Source organism: Brevibacterium sp. 1718 (assembly GCF_051131255.1).
In the GTDB taxonomy this organism is placed as follows: Bacteria; Actinomycetota; Actinomycetes; order Actinomycetales; family Brevibacteriaceae; genus Brevibacterium; species Brevibacterium sediminis.
This window is the reverse complement of sequence record NZ_CP186550.1, coordinates 2,630,806-2,646,840: the sequence shown is the minus strand read 5'-3', so window position 1 is coordinate 2,646,840 and position 16,035 is coordinate 2,630,806. Positions and strand designations below refer to the sequence as shown.

Annotated in this window: 21 protein-coding genes; 16 read left to right on the top strand and 5 right to left on the bottom strand. The window is 63.9% G+C overall.

Annotated elements, in window-relative coordinates:
* The first annotated feature begins 80 nt into the window (after nucleotides 1-80).
* The 9 genes from ACOZ9V_RS11890 to ACOZ9V_RS11850 are packed head-to-tail and all read left to right on the top strand — an operon-like array spanning nucleotide 81 to nucleotide 8,248.
* Nucleotides 81-1,259 (top strand): histidinol-phosphate transaminase, encoded by a 1,179-nt coding sequence (locus ACOZ9V_RS11890; RefSeq protein WP_434590294.1) that lies wholly within the window; start codon nucleotides 81-83, stop codon nucleotides 1,257-1,259.
* Nucleotides 1,256-1,852 (top strand): imidazoleglycerol-phosphate dehydratase HisB, encoded by a 597-nt coding sequence (gene hisB / locus ACOZ9V_RS11885; RefSeq protein WP_062244078.1) that lies wholly within the window; start codon nucleotides 1,256-1,258, stop codon nucleotides 1,850-1,852. The genes ACOZ9V_RS11890 and hisB overlap by 4 nt, the downstream gene beginning before the upstream one ends.
* A complete protein-coding gene (locus ACOZ9V_RS11880) occupies nucleotides 1,849-2,451 on the top strand; it encodes a hypothetical protein (RefSeq protein WP_139470129.1) in 603 nt (200 codons plus the stop codon). Before hisB ends, ACOZ9V_RS11880 begins: the two co-directional genes overlap by 4 nt.
* On the top strand, nucleotides 2,448-3,131 hold the full coding sequence (gene hisH, locus ACOZ9V_RS11875; RefSeq protein ID WP_259358635.1) for an imidazole glycerol phosphate synthase subunit HisH: 684 nt from the start codon (nucleotides 2,448-2,450) through the stop codon (nucleotides 3,129-3,131). Before ACOZ9V_RS11880 ends, hisH begins: the two co-directional genes overlap by 4 nt.
* Before the next feature lie 58 nt (nucleotides 3,132-3,189).
* The gene (gene priA, locus ACOZ9V_RS11870; RefSeq protein ID WP_166823785.1) at nucleotides 3,190-3,927 is read left to right on the top strand and encodes a bifunctional 1-(5-phosphoribosyl)-5-((5-phosphoribosylamino)methylideneamino)imidazole-4-carboxamide isomerase/phosphoribosylanthranilate isomerase PriA; all 738 of its coding nucleotides are present in this window, start codon (nucleotides 3,190-3,192) and stop codon (nucleotides 3,925-3,927) included.
* 4 nt (nucleotides 3,928-3,931) lie between these two features.
* The gene (locus ACOZ9V_RS11865; protein ID WP_259358641.1) at nucleotides 3,932-4,768 is read left to right on the top strand and encodes an SseB family protein; all 837 of its coding nucleotides are present in this window, start codon (nucleotides 3,932-3,934) and stop codon (nucleotides 4,766-4,768) included.
* A 46-nt stretch (nucleotides 4,769-4,814) separates the two neighbouring features.
* Nucleotides 4,815-6,161 (top strand): M20 family metallopeptidase, encoded by a 1,347-nt coding sequence (locus ACOZ9V_RS11860; RefSeq protein ID WP_434590290.1) that lies wholly within the window; start codon nucleotides 4,815-4,817, stop codon nucleotides 6,159-6,161.
* A 49-nt stretch (nucleotides 6,162-6,210) separates the two neighbouring features.
* Nucleotides 6,211-7,860, top strand: a complete 1,650-nt coding sequence (locus tag ACOZ9V_RS11855) for an AbgT family transporter (RefSeq protein WP_434590287.1) — start codon at nucleotides 6,211-6,213, stop codon at nucleotides 7,858-7,860.
* A gap of 13 nt (nucleotides 7,861-7,873) precedes the next feature.
* Complete coding sequence (locus ACOZ9V_RS11850) at nucleotides 7,874-8,248, top strand: VOC family protein (protein ID WP_434590284.1); 375 nt, start codon at nucleotides 7,874-7,876, stop codon at nucleotides 8,246-8,248.
* A gap of 98 nt (nucleotides 8,249-8,346) precedes the next feature.
* On the opposite strand, the gene ACOZ9V_RS11845 is transcribed toward ACOZ9V_RS11850, so the two are convergent.
* Nucleotides 8,347-9,327: an NAD-dependent epimerase/dehydratase family protein gene (locus ACOZ9V_RS11845; protein WP_434590281.1), complete on the bottom strand. Its 981-nt coding sequence runs from the start codon at nucleotides 9,325-9,327 to the stop codon at nucleotides 8,347-8,349.
* Between the two features lie 135 nt (nucleotides 9,328-9,462).
* On the opposite strand from ACOZ9V_RS11845, the gene ACOZ9V_RS11840 reads away from it, so the two are divergent.
* Entirely contained in the window at nucleotides 9,463-10,152 is a 690-nt protein-coding gene (locus ACOZ9V_RS11840; RefSeq protein ID WP_434590278.1) for a TetR/AcrR family transcriptional regulator, read from the top strand.
* Nucleotides 10,153-10,262: 110 nt separating this feature from the next.
* Here ACOZ9V_RS11840 and ACOZ9V_RS11835 read toward each other — a convergent pair whose 3' ends face one another.
* Nucleotides 10,263-10,634 carry a DUF1844 domain-containing protein gene (locus tag ACOZ9V_RS11835; protein ID WP_039206663.1) on the bottom strand — a complete coding sequence of 124 codons (372 nt, stop codon included), beginning with the start codon at nucleotides 10,632-10,634 and terminating at the stop codon, nucleotides 10,263-10,265.
* Nucleotides 10,635-10,982: 348 nt separating this feature from the next.
* On the opposite strand from ACOZ9V_RS11835, the gene infC reads away from it, so the two are divergent.
* From infC to ACOZ9V_RS11810, 5 genes are all read left to right on the top strand, one after another.
* Entirely contained in the window at nucleotides 10,983-11,564 is a 582-nt protein-coding gene (infC, locus tag ACOZ9V_RS11830) for a translation initiation factor IF-3 (RefSeq protein ID WP_039206665.1), read from the top strand.
* 100 nt (nucleotides 11,565-11,664) lie between these two features.
* The gene (gene rpmI / locus ACOZ9V_RS11825) at nucleotides 11,665-11,871 is read left to right on the top strand and encodes a 50S ribosomal protein L35 (RefSeq protein ID WP_062244103.1); all 207 of its coding nucleotides are present in this window, start codon (nucleotides 11,665-11,667) and stop codon (nucleotides 11,869-11,871) included.
* Between the two features lie 128 nt (nucleotides 11,872-11,999).
* Nucleotides 12,000-12,389: a 50S ribosomal protein L20 gene (rplT, locus tag ACOZ9V_RS11820; RefSeq protein ID WP_039206669.1), complete on the top strand. Its 390-nt coding sequence runs from the start codon at nucleotides 12,000-12,002 to the stop codon at nucleotides 12,387-12,389.
* Between the two features lie 191 nt (nucleotides 12,390-12,580).
* A complete protein-coding gene (locus ACOZ9V_RS11815) occupies nucleotides 12,581-13,402 on the top strand; it encodes a TrmH family RNA methyltransferase (RefSeq protein WP_434590274.1) in 822 nt (273 codons plus the stop codon).
* 148 nt (nucleotides 13,403-13,550) lie between these two features.
* Complete coding sequence (locus tag ACOZ9V_RS11810) at nucleotides 13,551-13,838, top strand: hypothetical protein (RefSeq protein ID WP_434590271.1); 288 nt, start codon at nucleotides 13,551-13,553, stop codon at nucleotides 13,836-13,838.
* A gap of 67 nt (nucleotides 13,839-13,905) precedes the next feature.
* Here the strand turns inward: ACOZ9V_RS11810 and ACOZ9V_RS11805 are convergent, their stop codons facing one another.
* Complete coding sequence (locus ACOZ9V_RS11805) at nucleotides 13,906-14,325, bottom strand: VOC family protein (protein WP_172174466.1); 420 nt, start codon at nucleotides 14,323-14,325, stop codon at nucleotides 13,906-13,908.
* Between the two features lie 37 nt (nucleotides 14,326-14,362).
* Complete coding sequence (locus tag ACOZ9V_RS11800; RefSeq protein WP_376906276.1) at nucleotides 14,363-14,734, bottom strand: hypothetical protein; 372 nt, start codon at nucleotides 14,732-14,734, stop codon at nucleotides 14,363-14,365.
* A gap of 84 nt (nucleotides 14,735-14,818) precedes the next feature.
* On the opposite strand from ACOZ9V_RS11800, the gene ACOZ9V_RS11795 reads away from it, so the two are divergent.
* On the top strand, nucleotides 14,819-15,478 hold the full coding sequence (locus ACOZ9V_RS11795; RefSeq protein WP_434590267.1) for a pentapeptide repeat-containing protein: 660 nt from the start codon (nucleotides 14,819-14,821) through the stop codon (nucleotides 15,476-15,478).
* Between the two features lie 57 nt (nucleotides 15,479-15,535).
* Here ACOZ9V_RS11795 and ACOZ9V_RS11790 read toward each other — a convergent pair whose 3' ends face one another.
* A complete protein-coding gene (locus ACOZ9V_RS11790) occupies nucleotides 15,536-16,018 on the bottom strand; it encodes a MerR family transcriptional regulator (protein WP_434590264.1) in 483 nt (160 codons plus the stop codon).
* Between the last annotated feature and the right edge of the window lie 17 nt (nucleotides 16,019-16,035).

Here is a 16,035-nt window from a genome sequence, read left to right as displayed (position 1 = left end):
CGATCGGGTGAGCCGACCGGCCGATCTCGATGCCCGACCCGCCGCCCGGGCGGCGGGGGCCTCTCGGTAGAATGATCGCCGTGGGAAACATCGACTCTCTGCCAGTGCGTTCAGACCTCGTCGGCCTCAAGCCGTACGGGGCTCCGCACCTCAATGTGCCGGTCCAGCTCAACGTCAACGAGAACGCCTATCCGCTTCCGGACGTCGTCGTCGACAGCATGCGCGCCGCCGTCGACGATCACTTCGCCGGACTCAATCGATATCCCGATCGCGAATTCACCGCACTGCGCGAACACCTCGTCACCTATCTGGACGGTGTGAACGAACGCGCCGGAGACTCCGTCGACCTCGATCCCTCCATGATCTGGGCCGCCAACGGCTCGAACGAAGTGCTCAGCCATATCGTCCAGGCCTTCGGTGGTCCGGGCCGCACCGTCTTAGGGTTCACCCCCTCGTATTCGATGCACCCGCTCATCACCACGGGCACGGGTGCCGAATGGCAGCACGTCGAACGCAAGGACGACTTCACCCTCGATGCCGAGACGGTCGCCGCCGAGGTGGCTCGTGCGAATCCGGACATCGTATTCCTGTGCACCCCGAACAATCCGACCGGGACCTCGATCGGCCTCGACGTCATCGAAGCCGCCTACGACAACTGCGCAGGGATAGTCATCGTCGACGAGGCGTATGCGGAATTCTCCCGCCCAGCCAAGTCCTCGGCGATGACTCTGCTTGAGGGCCGGCCCCGCCTCGTCGTCTCCCGCACCATGAGCAAGGCCTTCGCCTGTGCCGGCCTGCGCTTGGGCTACGCCATCGCCGCACCCGAGCTCATCGACGTCCTCCGCCTCGTCCGCCTGCCCTACCACCTGTCCGAGGTCACCCAGGTGCTGGCCTGCACGGCTCTCGAACATGCTGAGCTGCTGCTGGGCAATGTCGACCGTCTCATCGACTCGCGCAATCGGATGTCCAGCCACCTCGCCGAGGCGGGCTTCACCGTCCACGACAGCGATTCGAACTTCGTCCTCTTCGGCAACATCGCCTCACCGGCCGAGCTGTGGCAGAAGCTCCTCGACAGCGGAGTCCTCATCCGCGATATCGGCATCACCGGTTACGCCCGCGTCAACGCCGGCACCGAGGCAGAGACCGAAGCGTTCCTGACCGCCATCGACGATATCCTCGCCGAATCACCGGACGTCCTCGCGGACCGTCCGCAGTCTCCGACCCCGTCATCAGCCGCCCCGACGAAAGGCACTCCATGAGGCAGGCCCAGAACTCACGCACCACGTCCGAGTCCACGGTGTCCGTGTCAGTCAACCTCGACGGCACCGGCACTTCGAACATCTCGACTTCCGTGCCGTTCTTCGACCATATGCTCACCGCCCTGTCGAAGCACTCGATGATCGACCTCGACATCACCGCGACCGGTGACACGCACATCGACGTCCACCACACCGTCGAGGACACCTCGATCGTGCTCGGTCAGACCCTGCGCGAAGCGCTCGGCGACAAGGTCGGCATCCGCCGCTACGGCTTCGCCGCCGTGCCGCTGGACGAGGCCCTGGCCCAGTGCGTCGTCGACGTCTCCGGCCGCCCCTACTTCGTCCACGAAGGCGAGCCCGAGGGCCAGCAGTACCACCTCATCGGCGGTCACTTCACCGGTTCGATGACCTCCCACTCGCTGGAATCGATCGCCTTCAACGGCGGACTGACCGTCCACCTCGACCTGGTGCGCGGTCGCGACCCGCACCACATCGTCGAAGCCGAGTTCAAAGCCTTCGCCCGCGCGCTGCGCGAGGCCGTCGAAACCGATCCGCGCAGCAACTCCGTTCCCAGCACCAAGGGAGTCCTGTGAGCACGACCGTCATCGTGACCCCGTTCGGGGTCGCCCAACAGCTGGCCGCCGCCTGCGTGCTGTCGAACATCTCCGGCACCATCGTGCCGATCGGCGAGTTCAGCGGAATCGTGCTCGCCGACACGGATGTCAAAGCCGGCAACGAGGCGGCCGCCGCGATCTCGAAGCTCGCGGGCAAACATGAGGTCCTCCTCCTCGTGCGCAGCGAAGAGCAGATCGACGCCGGCCACTTCCGCCACGGTGCCCGGGAGTCCGATGTGCCGGCCGGGCTGGCGCTGAAGAACCTGCCCGATGTGCTCGAAGGTCTGCTGCTCGAAACCGTTGCAGCAGAGGACGTCGAAGGCAATATCCCGACCTCGTCGATGACGAAGCTGCAGGCCAGTGCGGCCACGATGAGCCCGGGTCGGGCCGCCATGGCACGCACCGCGCTGCTGTGGATCATCGCCGCCGTCCTCGCCGGACTCGTGATGGCCTTCGGCATCGCACTGGCCCTGGGTGGGAACACCATCGCCTGGGTCGTCGCCGCACTCGGTGCCATCGTCCTCGGGTTCTCCCTGTGGAGGATCTGGTCGGTGCTGAGCAAGGGGGCGAAGCGATGACGACTGTCGCCGTCCTCGACTACGGTGCCGGCAACGTGCGCTCCGCCGTCCGAGCGGTCGCCGCAGCCGGCGCCGAGGTCACTCTCACGGCCGATCACGATGTCATCAACGACTCCGACGGACTGCTGGTCCCAGGCGTCGGCGCGTTTTCGGCCGTGATGGCCGGACTGGAGAACGTCGGGGGAGTCGACCTCATCCGGGCACGCCACGAACAGGGTCGACCGCTGCTCGGCATCTGCGTCGGCCTCCAAGTGTTCTTCGCCCGCGGCGTCGAACACGGAGTCAAGACCGAGGGCATCGGTCTGTGGTCTGGAGCCGTCACCGGCCTCGAAGCGCCGGTCATCCCGCATATGGGATGGTCGAAGGTCAACGCTCCCGCAGACTCGGCCATGTTCGCCGGAATCGGAGACGAACGCTTCTACTTCGTCCACTCCTACGCCGCGACCGAGCCGCCGGCGAACGCGACGGTCACGACCGCCCGCCACGGCAATGACTTCATCGCCGCTGTCGAAGACGGAACCACCTGGGCAGCACAGTTCCATCCCGAGAAATCCGCCGAGGCGGGCGCCAGGCTCCTGCGCAACTGGCTCGCCTCGTTCGCCGCCGACAGCAACCCGGGCAGCGATCCCGGCAGCACCGGCAGCTCCGGCACCAACCCCACAGACTCACTCAGCTCCTGACCGAGCACACCGACTATGGTTGCCTCAAACCCCGTGGCACCCTGGCAGAAAGGTCACAATGACAGACAGTTCGAACAAGCTGGTCCTCCTTCCCGCTGTCGACGTCGCCGACGGCAAGGCCGTCCGCCTCGTCCAGGGCGAAGCCGGAACCGAAACCGACTACGGTTCACCCATCGACGCCGCTCAGGACTTCGAGAACCGCGGCGCCGAATGGATCCACCTCGTCGACCTCGACGCCGCCTTCGGGCGCGGTTCGAACTCGGATCTGCTCAACCAGGTCGTCAAGGCCGTGGGGATCAAGGTCGAACTCTCCGGTGGCATCCGTGACACCGAAAGCCTCGAACGCGCACTCGACACCGGAGCCGAGCGCGTCAACATCGGCACCGCTGCTCTCGAGAACCCCGAGTGGACGGCCGAGATGATCTCGCGCTTCGGCGATCAGGTCGCCATCGGCCTCGACGTGCGCGGAACCACCCTGGCCGCCCGCGGCTGGACGAAGGACGGCGGCGACCTCTACGAAGTCCTCGCCACCCTCGAAGCCGCAGGCTGCTCCCGCTACGTCGTCACCGATGTGCGCAAGGACGGCACCCTGCAGGGTCCCAATGTCGACCTGCTCAAGGATCTCGCGCAGAAGACGGACTCTCCGATCGTCGCCTCCGGCGGAGTCTCGAGCCTCGACGACCTGCGAGCCCTCCGTGAGCTCGTGCCCTTCGGCGTCGACTCGGCGATCGTGGGCAAGGCACTCTACGCAGGCAAGTTCACTCTGGAAGAAGCCCTCGACGTCGCAGGACGGTGAGCCGGTGAGCACGCACTCGCACGAGCCGGACCAGCCCCATGGGCCGGACGAGCCCCGGTCCGCCGCGTCTGATGCCCGGTCAGGCGACGCCCACGCCCCGACGGATTCCGCCGGACAGGCGTGGGAAGGCCGGGACCTCAAACCCAACCCGTTCTCCGGCGACACCGGACTCGCGGATGCGGCCCTGCTGGAGGCCATGACCCAGGTCGCTCAGACACCCCTGGACCCGGCCGCACACCAGCAGGTCGTCACAGCCCTGTCCGGGGCCAGGCTCTATGCCCCGATCGTGCCGATGGTCGTCGACCAGGAGGTCGGAGAGAACGGGCTCATGGCCGACAACTCCTCGGAGATGGCGATGGTCCGCCTCCAAGCCGAGGACGGCCGCGAGTGCACCCCCGGATTCTCCGGGATCCCACCGCTGACGGCGTGGCATTCCGATGCCCGTCCCGTCCCGATCGAGTCCGAACGGCTCGTCCTCGGGGCGATCGAGGCCGAGTCCCAGCTCGTCGTCCTCGACCCCGGAGCCGAGTCCTCATTCCTGCTGCGCCGCCCCGCCATGTTCGCGTTCGTGCAGTCCCAGCCCTGGACCCCGTCCTGGGCCGACGCCGAGGTGGCCCAGCGCCTGCGTGCCATCGCCGAGTCCTTCCCGTGGCTGGCTCGGATCGGTGTGAGCCCCGGCAGCAACAGCGTCCATCTCGGTGGGCCGGAGCTCGGCATCACACTGGGCGTCGAGTCCGAGGTGCCGCCGGAAGAAGTGCGCCGGTTCCAGGAAACCGTCGCCGGTGACGAGGACCTCGTCGCGAAGATCGACTCCCTGGCCATCCGCCTCGTCGAAGTCTGACCGTTCCGGGCGTGTCAGATCGGCAGGGCACCTATGCTTATGACCCATGAGCGAAATCCGTGACCTCGGCCACTCGACCGCACCGGACGACAACTACCTCGACGAGATGGCTCGGCAGACCCGGGCCCGGGCCGAGCAGGCCGCCGAGTGGACCTCTGACTTCACTGGCGCCCCCGAGACGAGCCGGTCCGGCATCGCCGCAGGCCTCGACGTTGCGGAAGGCGACCTCACGAGTCTGCTTCACACCGTCCATGACCTCGCCGAGACCGCGTTCGAAGAGTTCGATTCGGTCGCCGCGATCGCCTCTGTGCTGGAGAATCACGGAGTCGACGTCGAGACCGGCCTCTACGGTGTGAAGACGACGCTGCGGGCGACGACGGGATCCGGCCACGGTCGCACGATCGCGATCCTCGCCGAATACGATGCCCTGCCCGAGATCGGGCATGCGTGCGGACACAACATCATCGCCACCGCCGGAATCGGTGCCTTTCTTGCCCTCCACGCCTTGTATGAGAAGGACCCCGACGCCGTGCCGGGCACCGTCGTGCTGCTGGGCACCCCGGCCGAGGAAGGTCATTCGGGCAAAGAGGTTATGGCCCGGGCCGGTGCCTTCGACGGTATCGACGCGGCCATCATGGTCCATGGTTACGGATACGACTGCGCCGACCAGGTGTGGCTGGGACGCCGCCTGCTCAAGGTCACGTACTCAGGGGTCGCCGCCCACGCCTCGGCCCAGCCCTTCATGGGGCGCAACGCCCTCGACGCGGCGAACCTCTTCTACCAGGGGCTCGGCCTGATGCGGCAGCAGATGCCGCCGATCTCCCGTCTGCACGCGGTCATCACCGACGGCGGAACGAGACCGTCGATCATCACCGAATCGGCCACCGTGCAGTGCTACGTCCGTTCGAAGTTCCCCGAGACGCTCAAAGAGCTCTCCGACCGGGTCGAGGACGCGGCGAAGGGTGCCGCGCTCATGACCGGCACCGGCGTCACCGTCGACTGGGACGAACATCCGCCGTCGCTGCCCGTGCGTACGAATTCGACGCTGACCGCCCGTTGGGCCGAACACGAACAGACGCGCGGCCGCCAACCGCTTCCCGCCGGAGTGCTCGACGAATCGATTGCCGCATCCACGGACTTCGGCAACGTCTCCTATCGGATTCCCGGCATCCATCCGCTCATCAAGACCGCCGACGCCGAGGTGGCGCTGCACACCCGAGAATTCGCCGCAGCCGCCAAGACCCCTGCCGCCGAATCCGCGGCACTCGACGGGGCCTACGGTCTTGCGTGCACCGCCCTGGATTTCCTCGTCGACGATGCCCTCGCCGCCGAGGTGACCGAAGAGTTCGCCCGCGACGGGGGAGCCATCGACGTCGAGCACTTCTTCGACTGAGATCGTCCCGCCGCACCCAGACCCGCGCCATCGAAGAGAAGGACCGCTCATGTCGACGACGACAGATGGGAAAGTCGGTTTCGGCCAGCGCACGCTGGACTGGATCGAACGCATCGGAAACAAGCTGCCCGAACCGTTCACACTGTTCCTCGGGCTGTTCATCATCACCGGCCTCGTCTCCACGGCGATGGCCATGGCCGAAGTCACCGTGGCCATTCCCGGCGGCGACGAGACCATCGCGATCAAGGGCCTGTTCACCGGGGAGGGTCTGTCGTGGCTGACCACGACGATGGGCGAAAACTACATCGGGTTCCCGCCCTTGGCCACGGTGCTGCCGATTCTGCTGGCCGTCGGTGTGGCAGAGAAGTCGGGAATGCTCGCCGCGGCCGTGCGCATCGCCTTCGGTAAGAGCCCCAAGTGGCTGCTGCCGTATGCCGTCGGCTTCGTCGGGGTGGTCGGGTCGATCATGGCCGACTCGGCGTTCGTCATCATCCCGCCTCTGGCTGCGCTCGTATTCAAAGCCGCAGGACGGCATCCGATGGCCGGTCTCATCGGCGGGTTCGCCGCCACCGGTGCCGGCTATTCGACCTCGATCGTCCCTACGAGCCTCGACGCTCTGTTCGCCGGGATCACCACCTCGGTGATGGAGACCCTGCCGAACACCGACTACACCGCGGTCAACCCGGTATCGAACTACTACTTCAACATCGCCTCGTCGATCGTGCTCGCGATCATCGCCGGCTTCATCATCGACCGGCTCATCGAACCGAACATGGTGCGCAAGGGAGTGCCCCGCGAATACGCGAATGCCTCGACGAGCGGGCTGGCCCGCGAATACCAGGCACCCGACAGCCCCTACGGAGATGCCTCGGCGACATCGGATGGATCCTCTGGGTCTTCCGATGGTGATTCGTCCACCGAGATCAAGGCCGAACTCGAACCGGAAGAGAAGAAGGGGCTGATCTGGTCGGTGGTCTCGGGTCTCGTCCTCACCGCGGTCTTCCTCTTCGCTTTCCTCCTCCCCAGTTCACCCTGGCGGAACGAGGACGGCGGATTCCTCCCGGAGTCCCCGCTGCTGTCGTCGATCGTGTTCATCGTCTTCGCCTACTTCATGCTCATGGGCGTCGTCTACGGCATTGTCGTGCACACAGTGAGGTCGATGAACGACCTCGTGAAGATGATGAGCCAATCGATCATCGACATGATGTCCTTCCTCATTCTCGCGTTCATCCTCGGGCAGTTCATCGCCCTGTTCAACTGGACGGGAATCGGCTCGTGGATCGCCGTCGCAGGGGCGTCGGGGCTCGAGGCGATCGGACTGACCGGGTTCGCCGCGGTCATCGGCTTCATGCTCCTGGCCAGCGTGCTCAACCTGTTCATCGTGTCCGGATCGTCGATGTGGACGCTCATGGCCGCCGTGTTCGTCCCACTCTTCGCCCTGCTCGGTTACGAACCGGCGTTCATCCAGGCTGGTTTCCGCGTCGGAGACTCGGCTACTCAGGTCATAACCCCGCTCAATCCGTACATGATCGTCCTCCTCGGCCTCGTCCGCCGGTACGAGCCGAACGCCGGGTTGGGCACGGTCATCTCTCGGATGTTCCCATTCGTCATCCCGTTCTGGCTGGCCTGGGCCGTGCTGCTGGGCATCTGGTTCCTCTTCGACCTGCCGTTGGGACCGGGCAACGGGATCCGACTGTGAGGTTCGATTGCCGATGGTGAGTCGAATCAGCGATCTTATCGTCAAAACCCCGGACCCAGCTCCGCTGAGCCGATTCTGGTGCGAAGCACTGGGCTACGAGGTGACGGCCACAGACGAAACCGGTGTCGCGATCTCCGGGGCGTCGAATGCACCGACTATTCTCTTCGAGCGTTCGAGCGATTCGTTTGGGGACAACAGTCTGCATCTCGACCTCTGTCCGACTGACCGCAGCCAGGCGGACGAACTCGAAAGACTTATGGCTTTGGGTGCCACGAAGACTGATGTCGTGCCGTCCGGAAGCTGGCATGTTCTCGCGGATCCGGACGGCAACAAGTTCTGTCTCATGGCGAAGCGCATCCCAGCAGAGCCGGACGACTTCCATGACTGAGTCCAACCCAATCGGTGACAGAAACATGAAACGACCATGCAGTTCTGCGGATCACTGTCGAACTTCCGCGGTCAGAGGACGTTCGCGACCGTTATTCCTCAGAGCATCTGCTGTACGCCCTCGCGCCAGTCGGTTGTGCCGACTGTTTCGGCCAAATCGCTGGAGGCGATGACGCAGGGTTCGTACCAGATCGGTGCCAACTGGTTGAGCTCGTAGAAGGAGCGTTCGAATGCACCGATGGCATGGGTCGCCCAGCGGGGGACTGAGAGCGGATGCTTGTGCTTCTGCCCAAGAGTGTCCGCGGTGAAGTCGGCGATCTCGGCCAGTGTCGGATTTGATGCCGGTGCGATCCGCAGCTGATGCGTCCCCGCGGGGACGTCCATCAGATCCTCTGCCGCCTGGATCATTGCGGCTGCGTGGTCGGCGATGACGGTGATTCCGTGCGAGACATCAGTCCGTGCCGGCACCATGGCCCTGCGCCCGGCGGAGACGGGTTCGGTGATGCACATTCGCACGACCGACGACCACTTCTCTGCTGTCCTGCCGAGCAGATCCCCTGCGATGACGCTCGCACTGGTCGCTGAGTGAGCCTCACGGGCTTCGATGAGTCGCTGCCGGATTCGTCCCTTGTCCTCCACCGGAGCGAACGGTGAGGTTTCGGTGATCGGGGCGTCGAGTCCGGCGAAGGCGTAGACCGACTCCGGGAAGACGACGGGGATGCCGAGGTCTGCGGCGGTGTCGAGGATCGCTGCGTCGAGGCGGGGGAGGACCTGCTCCCATTTCCGGCTGTCATAGGGAGCGTGTGCGCAGGCGAAGATCGCATCGACTCCCTGAGCGGCCTCGGCCAGCTGGGCGCGATCACTCGCATCGGCCTTGAGGTGAGTTGGAGCGCTGACTGTCGTCGTGCCAGACGTTGACGACGTTTCCGATGGGGCGGTGGTGTTGGTCGCTCCGCCCGAGGCGCTGGACGAACCTCTGCCGGAGCGGGTGGCGATGCGGACATCTGTGCCTGATGCGATGAGCTGAGTCGCGATCTCCGAACCGATCTGACCATTGCCGATGACGAGTGCTGTTTTCATGACGGATCCCTTCCGATGCCTCCGATGATTAAACGAGAGCGGTGCTCTCTCGAATCAGCGTAAGGCTCGGCAGCCGACAATTCAAGAGCAGTGCACACTGTTGTCATCATTGCTCTCGGATCGTAAGGTGAAGCCATGACTGAGACCCCGCGACAGCGCGCCCGCATCGAAACGGAAGCGCAGATCACGGCCATCGGCAATCGCATGATCGATGACGAGGGCGTCGACGGGCTGTCGCTGCGAGCGATCGCCCGTGAGCTCGGAGTCGTCTCCAGTGCGGTGTATCGGTACGTGAAGAGTCGTGATGAACTGCTGACGATCCTCATCCGCGACGCCTTCACGCAGATCGCCGATGCTGTCGATGAGGCTTTGGCCGGGGAGCGGAGCGTCCGGGTGCTCGCGCTGACGATGCTTGATTGGTCGCGCACGTATCCGAACCGGTGGTCGCTCATCTATGGCACGCCCATCGCCGGCTATGAGGCTCCGCGGGAAGAGACCGTGGTTCCGGGTACACGCATCATGGTCGCCTTGGCGTCCTTGGTGGCGGAGTCAGCGACCGGCACCGAGGCGGCCAACGGAGCTGGCGCGGCCCGGGGCGCGCAGAGTGCCGAAGCTCAGGAGCTGAGCGCGACGCTCGAGCCGTTGCGGCAAGGTCTCGACGAACTCGGACTCGACTACGACGACTCCGTGATCCTGGAGACCATCACGGTCTGGGTCGCCATCGTCGGGCTGATCAATGGTCTGCGCTTCGGCCAATTCGGGCCGGGTTTCGGCGACGTCGAAGACGATCTCATGTCTGGGGTGGTCGGCCGCCTCGGCGCGTGAATCGGTGAACGTCTGCGGGCAAGGACACGACCGCCTCGGCGAATGAGAATGCGACAACGGCCCCCGATCGAAGATCGAGGGCCGTAGCGTGAGTGGTCAGCGGGGGAGTGTCAGCGGACGGGGCCGGTGAACTTCTCTCCGGGGCCTTCGCCGGGGGCGTCGGGGTATTCCGAAGCCTCGCGGAAGGCCAGCTGCAGGCTGCGCAGTCCATCGCGCAGCGGGCGGGCGTGGTGGTCGCCGATCACGGTGGCAGCACCGGTGACGAAGCCGGCCAGTGCGGTGATGAGCTTGCGGGCCTCATCGAGGTCCTGGAGGTCGGCGCCGCGACCTTCGGCGGTGTCCTCGGCCAGGCCGCACTTGACGGCGGCGGCGGACATGAGGTGGACGGCGCTGGAGGTGATGACCTCGACAGCGGGGACCTCGGCGATGTCGCGCGTAACGTCGGCGATCGCCTCGGCGGGAACAGATTCTTCAGAACTCATGCCATAAGCTTGACATATAAATCAATGCGGCGATTACACCAGGGCCTCGATGTGCGAAGAGTCATGAAGCGTAGTACACTGGTAGCTGGTGCGAAGCGGAGTCTGTCTCCCACCTTGATCGCGAAGAGCGATCGGGTCCAAAGATCTGTCCGTCAGGCATAGTCTGATCGGGTCCAGATCGAGGTGTATTCACTGAACGTACGTCTACCGTACTGCTCGTGTGTGCAGGCTCCCTTGGCATGTGTCAACGGGAGCCTTTTTCGTTGTCACGACCACATTTGAGCAAAAAGGAGTGAACACATCAGCGAGACGCGCATCAATGACCGGATTCGGGTTCCCGAGGTCCGGTTGGTCGGACCCAATGGTGAACAGGTCGGTATCGTTGCCATTCGCAAGGCACTCGATCTCGCCGGTGAAGCCGGCCTCGACCTCGTCGAGGTAGCCCCACAGGCGAAGCCACCCGTAGCCAAGCTCATGGACTACGGAAAATTCAAATATGAATCTGCCCAGAAAGCCAGAGAAGCCCGGAAGAACCAGGCGAACACTGCGCTGAAGGAGATCCGCTTCCGTCTCAAGATCGACGAACACGATTACGAGACGAAGAAGGGCCACGTCACCCGCTTCCTCGAAGGCGGCGACAAGGTCAAGGTCATGATCATGTTCCGCGGACGTGAGCAGTCCCGTCCCGAGATGGGCATCAAGCTGCTCAACCGCTTGGCCGAAGATGTGTCCGATCTTGGCTCCGTCGAATCCTCACCGCGAGTCGACGGACGCAACATGGTGATGGTCATCGCCCCGCACAAGTCAAAGTCTGACGCCAAGGCGGAGGCCCGGAAGGCATCGGCAGATGCCAAGGGCAAGTCCGCTGAGGTGAAGTCCCGTCGCGATCGGGTCGCTGCAGAGAAGAACGCAGCTCGCCCGGACGCGTGAGAAATTAAGTACGTCGCGTTCCAGGTCCGTCCTGGTCTGTGCGTGTGAAGTAGTTGCCAGCGGTTGACGCGGGCAACGAATTGCAAAGGAGAACGGCACTATGCCGAAGCAGAAGACGAACAGCAGCGCCAAGAAGCGCATGCGCGTGACTGGCAGTGGCAAGATCATGCGTGAAGGCGTGAACAACCAGCACAAGTTCGAGGGCAAGTCCTCGGCTCGTAAGCGCCGCGTGTCCACCGACCAGGAGATCACCGGCGGCGACCGCGCCATGGCCCGCAAGCTTCTGGGCAAGCTCAAGGGCAGGTGAGACCCCTTTCGGGTCTTTCTTTCCCGGACAGTCTCCGGGATCTCCCACGGGCAGTCGACATCGGCTGTCTCAGCTTGAACCAGAGTCCGGCACCGCCGGCAGATACGAACTTTTCAAAGGAGTAACACGTGGCACGTGTGAAGAGAGCGGTCAACGCTCACAAGAAGCGCCGGGTCATCCTCGACCGGGCAAGCGGCTACCGCGGACAGCGCTCGCGCCTGTACCGCAAGGCCAAGGAACAGGTCATCCACTCGCTGGTCTACAGCTACCGTGACCGTCGCAAGCGCAAGGGCGACTTCCGTCGTCTCTGGATCCAGCGCATCAACGCCGGCGCCCGCGCCAACGGTATGACCTACAACCGTTTCATCCAGGGCCTCAAGGCCGCTGGAGTCGAGGTCGACCGTCGCATGCTCGCCGAGCTCGCCGTGAACGACTCGGCCACCTTCGCGCACCTGGTCAAGGTCGCCAAGGAAGCTCTTCCTGCTGACGTCAACGCAGCGAAGACCGACGCCGCCTGAGCAGCGTCTTATCTAAACTCCGGTCACTTAAGTGACTGACCGATCGCCTCGGTGATCGACGACGGCCCCGAACTGCAGGTTCGGGGCCGTCGGTCTTTTCGCTCGGACTCGCATGGTCCTCATATCAGCTCCTGTGCCTTCGGGCCCCACTTTTTCCACTTCAGCATTCAACGGATCGAGAACACGGTTTCATGAAACTCCCTGACGTCATCTCCTCACCTCAGTCGAAGCGGATCAAGAATGCCGCGAAACTGCTCAAACGTCGTGATCGCAAGGCCACGGGGCAGTTCCTCGTCGAAGGTCCGCAGGCCGTCCGTGAGGCTCTGGCACGAAAGGGCTCCGTCGTCGAGCTGTTCATCACCGAGGAGGCCGCCGAGGAGCATCCCTCGTTCGTCTCCACGGCCAAGCGCGGGCGTATGCAGTGCAGCACCGTCACCCCCGAGGTGCTCACTGAGCTCGCCTCGACCGTGAACTCCCAGGGTGTCGTGGCCGTGTGCAGGGCGCTCGACGTGGAGCTGACCTCGGTGCTCGACAAGGAAGCGCAGCTCGTGGTCGTCCTGTCGCAAGTGCGCGATCCGGGCAACGCCGGCACGATCATCCGGCTGGCCGATGCCGCGGGCGCCGATGCCGTGGTGCTGACGTCGTCGTCGGTGGATGTCTACAACGACAAGACCGTGCGGTCGACCGCCGGCTCGCTCTTCCACATTCCTGTCGTCACCGGAGTCGGACTCTCCGAGGTGACCGAACTGGCCCGTGCGCGCGGCCTGCAGGTACTCGCCGCCGACGCGAACGACGAAGCCCACGATCTGCACCATCCATGGGAGACGGGTCTGGATCTCACCGTACGGACCGCGTGGGTCTTCGGCAACGAAGCCTGGGGGATGAGCGCCGAGGATCTGGAGCTGTGCGACTCATCCGTCGCCGTCCCGATCTACGGCTCGGCCGAAAGCCTCAACCTCGGCACCGCCGCCGGAGTGTGCATCTACGAGAGTGCTCGCAACCAACGGATGTGAGGGGCTGGGCGGCCTCGGTTGATTGAGGACGGTGCTCACGACTGGCTCGCTGATCTGCGGGCGTGGTTCAATTCTGCGGCGATCTGCGCTACTGTGGCGACAAGTAACCTAGTCGATTAACAGCAGCAGTCAGGGCGGTGAGACGAGCGTGGTTGATATTGCCGATGCGCCGAAGTCTCTGGCGACGCTGCGGAGCCATCATCTCAAGGAAGCGACCGAGTCAGTGGTCGTCTTCTCGGCTGTTGCGTGTATTTTCTGGGTACTCGATTTCGGTACGGGGGCCTCTCCGTCCGTACCGCAACTGCTGATCACGGTGACGGTGCCTGTGGCACTCATCAAAGAGTATGTCGTCTACACCTCGGCGGTGAAGAGACTCGGTTTCGTCGATGTCCCGAAAACAGCGTTGGCAGGAGTCTCAGCTTCCCGCGGCCGCTGAGACGCGGACGACTGTGCGCTCATCGTGCGCGAAAGCCCTCCGCGACCGTCCGACAGGTACGTAAAAACTATTCCGCCGCAGTTGCGGCCTTCGCCGTCTGCTCATTGGCAACGAGCTCCCAGATGTAGCCGTCGAGGTCAGCGAAGTAGCCCATGTACGAGCCATCAACATCTTGACCAGGATCGGCTGATCCACCGGCGGCGACAGCACGGTCAAGTACCTCGTCGATCTCAGCACGCGTGGCGAATGCACACGAGATGATGCTGGCGCCGGGAACCGGATTCTTCGAACCGGGCTGGCCTGAGAGCTCGAGGTACTGACCGTATTCGTCCGCGGTGATGAAGAAGATCGATAGGTTGGGCAACTCGAAGGCGACGATGCCGTCCTCCACACCGTCGGTTTCGAGGCCGAGCCCATCGGCGTAGAAGTTCGCGGTGGCCTGCGGGTCGGCAACGGGCAATGACAGGATCGTGGTCAGTGGCTTCATGCCTGCAGTCTAGTGGGGAGACGTTGATCGCTCAGCCTTATTCCGAATACGTCACTATTCCGCCGTAGACCACCATGATCACAACGGTCACGGCTAAACAGAATCCAGTGGCGGTGAGCCCACGCCACCACCATGACGTGTGTGGTCGGAGCTGATTCAGCATCGATGGTGCGATCACCGCAGTGGCCACCCAGCCGAGGACAACTAGAAACCCGAGAAACAAGCTTCCGATTCCGAAGAACAGATCACTGACGATCCCGCCACACTGGAAGCCGGCTCCACCGCAGCCGATGTACTGAGCGTGCAGGTAACGGACCACGAGGTAGACAACAGCGAGCACCCCGCCTGCTGCAAACGCAACCGCGTAGGGTGCACTGCGGTCATTGGGCGAGCGTGGCCGCGTATCCATGCTCCCGACGATAACAAGGCGGGTTTTCGTTCGGGTGAACTCGCAACGACGGGGTATGTCACCGGCAGCGATTAGGGTGGGCGCATGACCACGGAGACTCCGCGACCACCGAAAATCAACCTCGGCGAGCTTGCCCAGGGCTACCTCGGCGATATCGATCCCGAAGAATTCCTCGAAGGGATGGAATTCACCGATCGCAACCTCGCCGAGGCGGATGCCACCCAAGCGACGTTCCTCGACTGCCGATGGTCGAACGTCAATTTCGGGGATGTCGACGCACCGGTCGATCTCACCGGGGCCAGGATCTCCGGCACGGAGATTACGGACTGCCGCGCCGACACGTGGACTATGTCCCGTGGAAACCTACTGCACACAACGATCTCTGGAACGCGGATCGGTGCCGGTGTTGTCTATGACAGCGTGTGGGAGAAGGTGCGATTCACCAATTGCCGTATCTCCTACCTCAACCTGCGCGGGGCGAAGCTCACCGATGTCGAGTTCCGCGACTGCAAGATCGACGAGATCGACCTCGACCGGGCGAAGGTCAGCCGGGTCGCATTTCCGGGCAGCAGTGTCGGCGTCTTCCAGTGCGAAGGCGCCACCCTCGGCAACGTCGACATCCGGGGATTGGAACCGCACAAGATCTCCGGCGTGCACTCGCTGCGCGGAGCGACCATCGACGACACCCAACTCATGCTCTTCGCCGAACTCTTCGCCTCGGAACTCGGCATCACTGTGGAGTGAGTGGACGAACCCGCACTCAAGCCTGACTCACTGCTGATGGGTGCGCGTTGACGGAATTCAGTCGTCGTCTTGGCGAGGTACCGGCTCCCTATATGAAGATTGGGGGCCACCCGACCTTTCGGACCGAGCAGTCGGATCCCACAGGCCTGCCGCGTTGCCGTCGTTGACGTGCTGACGATATACGTCAGTCTTCCACTCGATGATCTCTCTGGCTCGCTGGAGCGCGCTGATCTGCTGATCGACTCGGTCCCGCTGCGCGTAGAGGATCGCGAGTCGCTCGGACTCATTCCCCGGACCGTGCCGCACCAAGGCCGCGAATCGCTGTAACTCCGCGAGCGGCATCCCCGAATCTCGGAGCCGCGAGCAGATGTGAAGCCAATCGACATCGACTCGTGTATAACGGCGACGCCCGCCTAAACTTCGTCCGATAGGGCCGACCAGGAGGTCCTGCTGTTCATAGAACCGGAGAGCGTGGACACTCATCCCTACTTCTGCCGCGACCTCTCCAATCGAGTAGGTCGCTGCGATGTCTGTGGTCATCGGCTCCTCATTTCGGT

What these genes read in the sequence shown, in the direction of transcription:
- rpmI (WP_062244103.1), top strand. Translation starts at nt 11,665, where the DNA reads ATGCCGAAGCAGAAGACGAACAGCAGCGCCAAGAAGCGCATGCGCGTG.
- ACOZ9V_RS11805 (WP_172174466.1), bottom strand. Translation starts at nt 14,325, where the DNA reads ATGAAGCCACTGACCACGATCCTGTCATTGCCCGTTGCCGACCCGCAG.
- ACOZ9V_RS11845 (WP_434590281.1), bottom strand. Translation starts at nt 9,327, where the DNA reads ATGAAAACAGCACTCGTCATCGGCAATGGTCAGATCGGTTCGGAGATC.
- ACOZ9V_RS11815 (WP_434590274.1), top strand. Translation starts at nt 12,581, where the DNA reads ATGAAACTCCCTGACGTCATCTCCTCACCTCAGTCGAAGCGGATCAAG.
- ACOZ9V_RS11850 (WP_434590284.1), top strand. Translation starts at nt 7,874, where the DNA reads ATGGTGAGTCGAATCAGCGATCTTATCGTCAAAACCCCGGACCCAGCT.
- ACOZ9V_RS11790 (WP_434590264.1), bottom strand. Translation starts at nt 16,018, where the DNA reads ATGACCACAGACATCGCAGCGACCTACTCGATTGGAGAGGTCGCGGCA.
- ACOZ9V_RS11855 (WP_434590287.1), top strand. Translation starts at nt 6,211, where the DNA reads ATGTCGACGACGACAGATGGGAAAGTCGGTTTCGGCCAGCGCACGCTG.
- ACOZ9V_RS11860 (WP_434590290.1), top strand. Translation starts at nt 4,815, where the DNA reads ATGAGCGAAATCCGTGACCTCGGCCACTCGACCGCACCGGACGACAAC.
- priA (WP_166823785.1), top strand. Translation starts at nt 3,190, where the DNA reads ATGACAGACAGTTCGAACAAGCTGGTCCTCCTTCCCGCTGTCGACGTC.
- hisH (WP_259358635.1), top strand. Translation starts at nt 2,448, where the DNA reads ATGACGACTGTCGCCGTCCTCGACTACGGTGCCGGCAACGTGCGCTCC.
- ACOZ9V_RS11800 (WP_376906276.1), bottom strand. Translation starts at nt 14,734, where the DNA reads ATGGATACGCGGCCACGCTCGCCCAATGACCGCAGTGCACCCTACGCG.
- ACOZ9V_RS11835 (WP_039206663.1), bottom strand. Translation starts at nt 10,634, where the DNA reads ATGAGTTCTGAAGAATCTGTTCCCGCCGAGGCGATCGCCGACGTTACG.
- ACOZ9V_RS11840 (WP_434590278.1), top strand. Translation starts at nt 9,463, where the DNA reads ATGACTGAGACCCCGCGACAGCGCGCCCGCATCGAAACGGAAGCGCAG.
- hisB (WP_062244078.1), top strand. Translation starts at nt 1,256, where the DNA reads ATGAGGCAGGCCCAGAACTCACGCACCACGTCCGAGTCCACGGTGTCC.
- ACOZ9V_RS11795 (WP_434590267.1), top strand. Translation starts at nt 14,819, where the DNA reads ATGACCACGGAGACTCCGCGACCACCGAAAATCAACCTCGGCGAGCTT.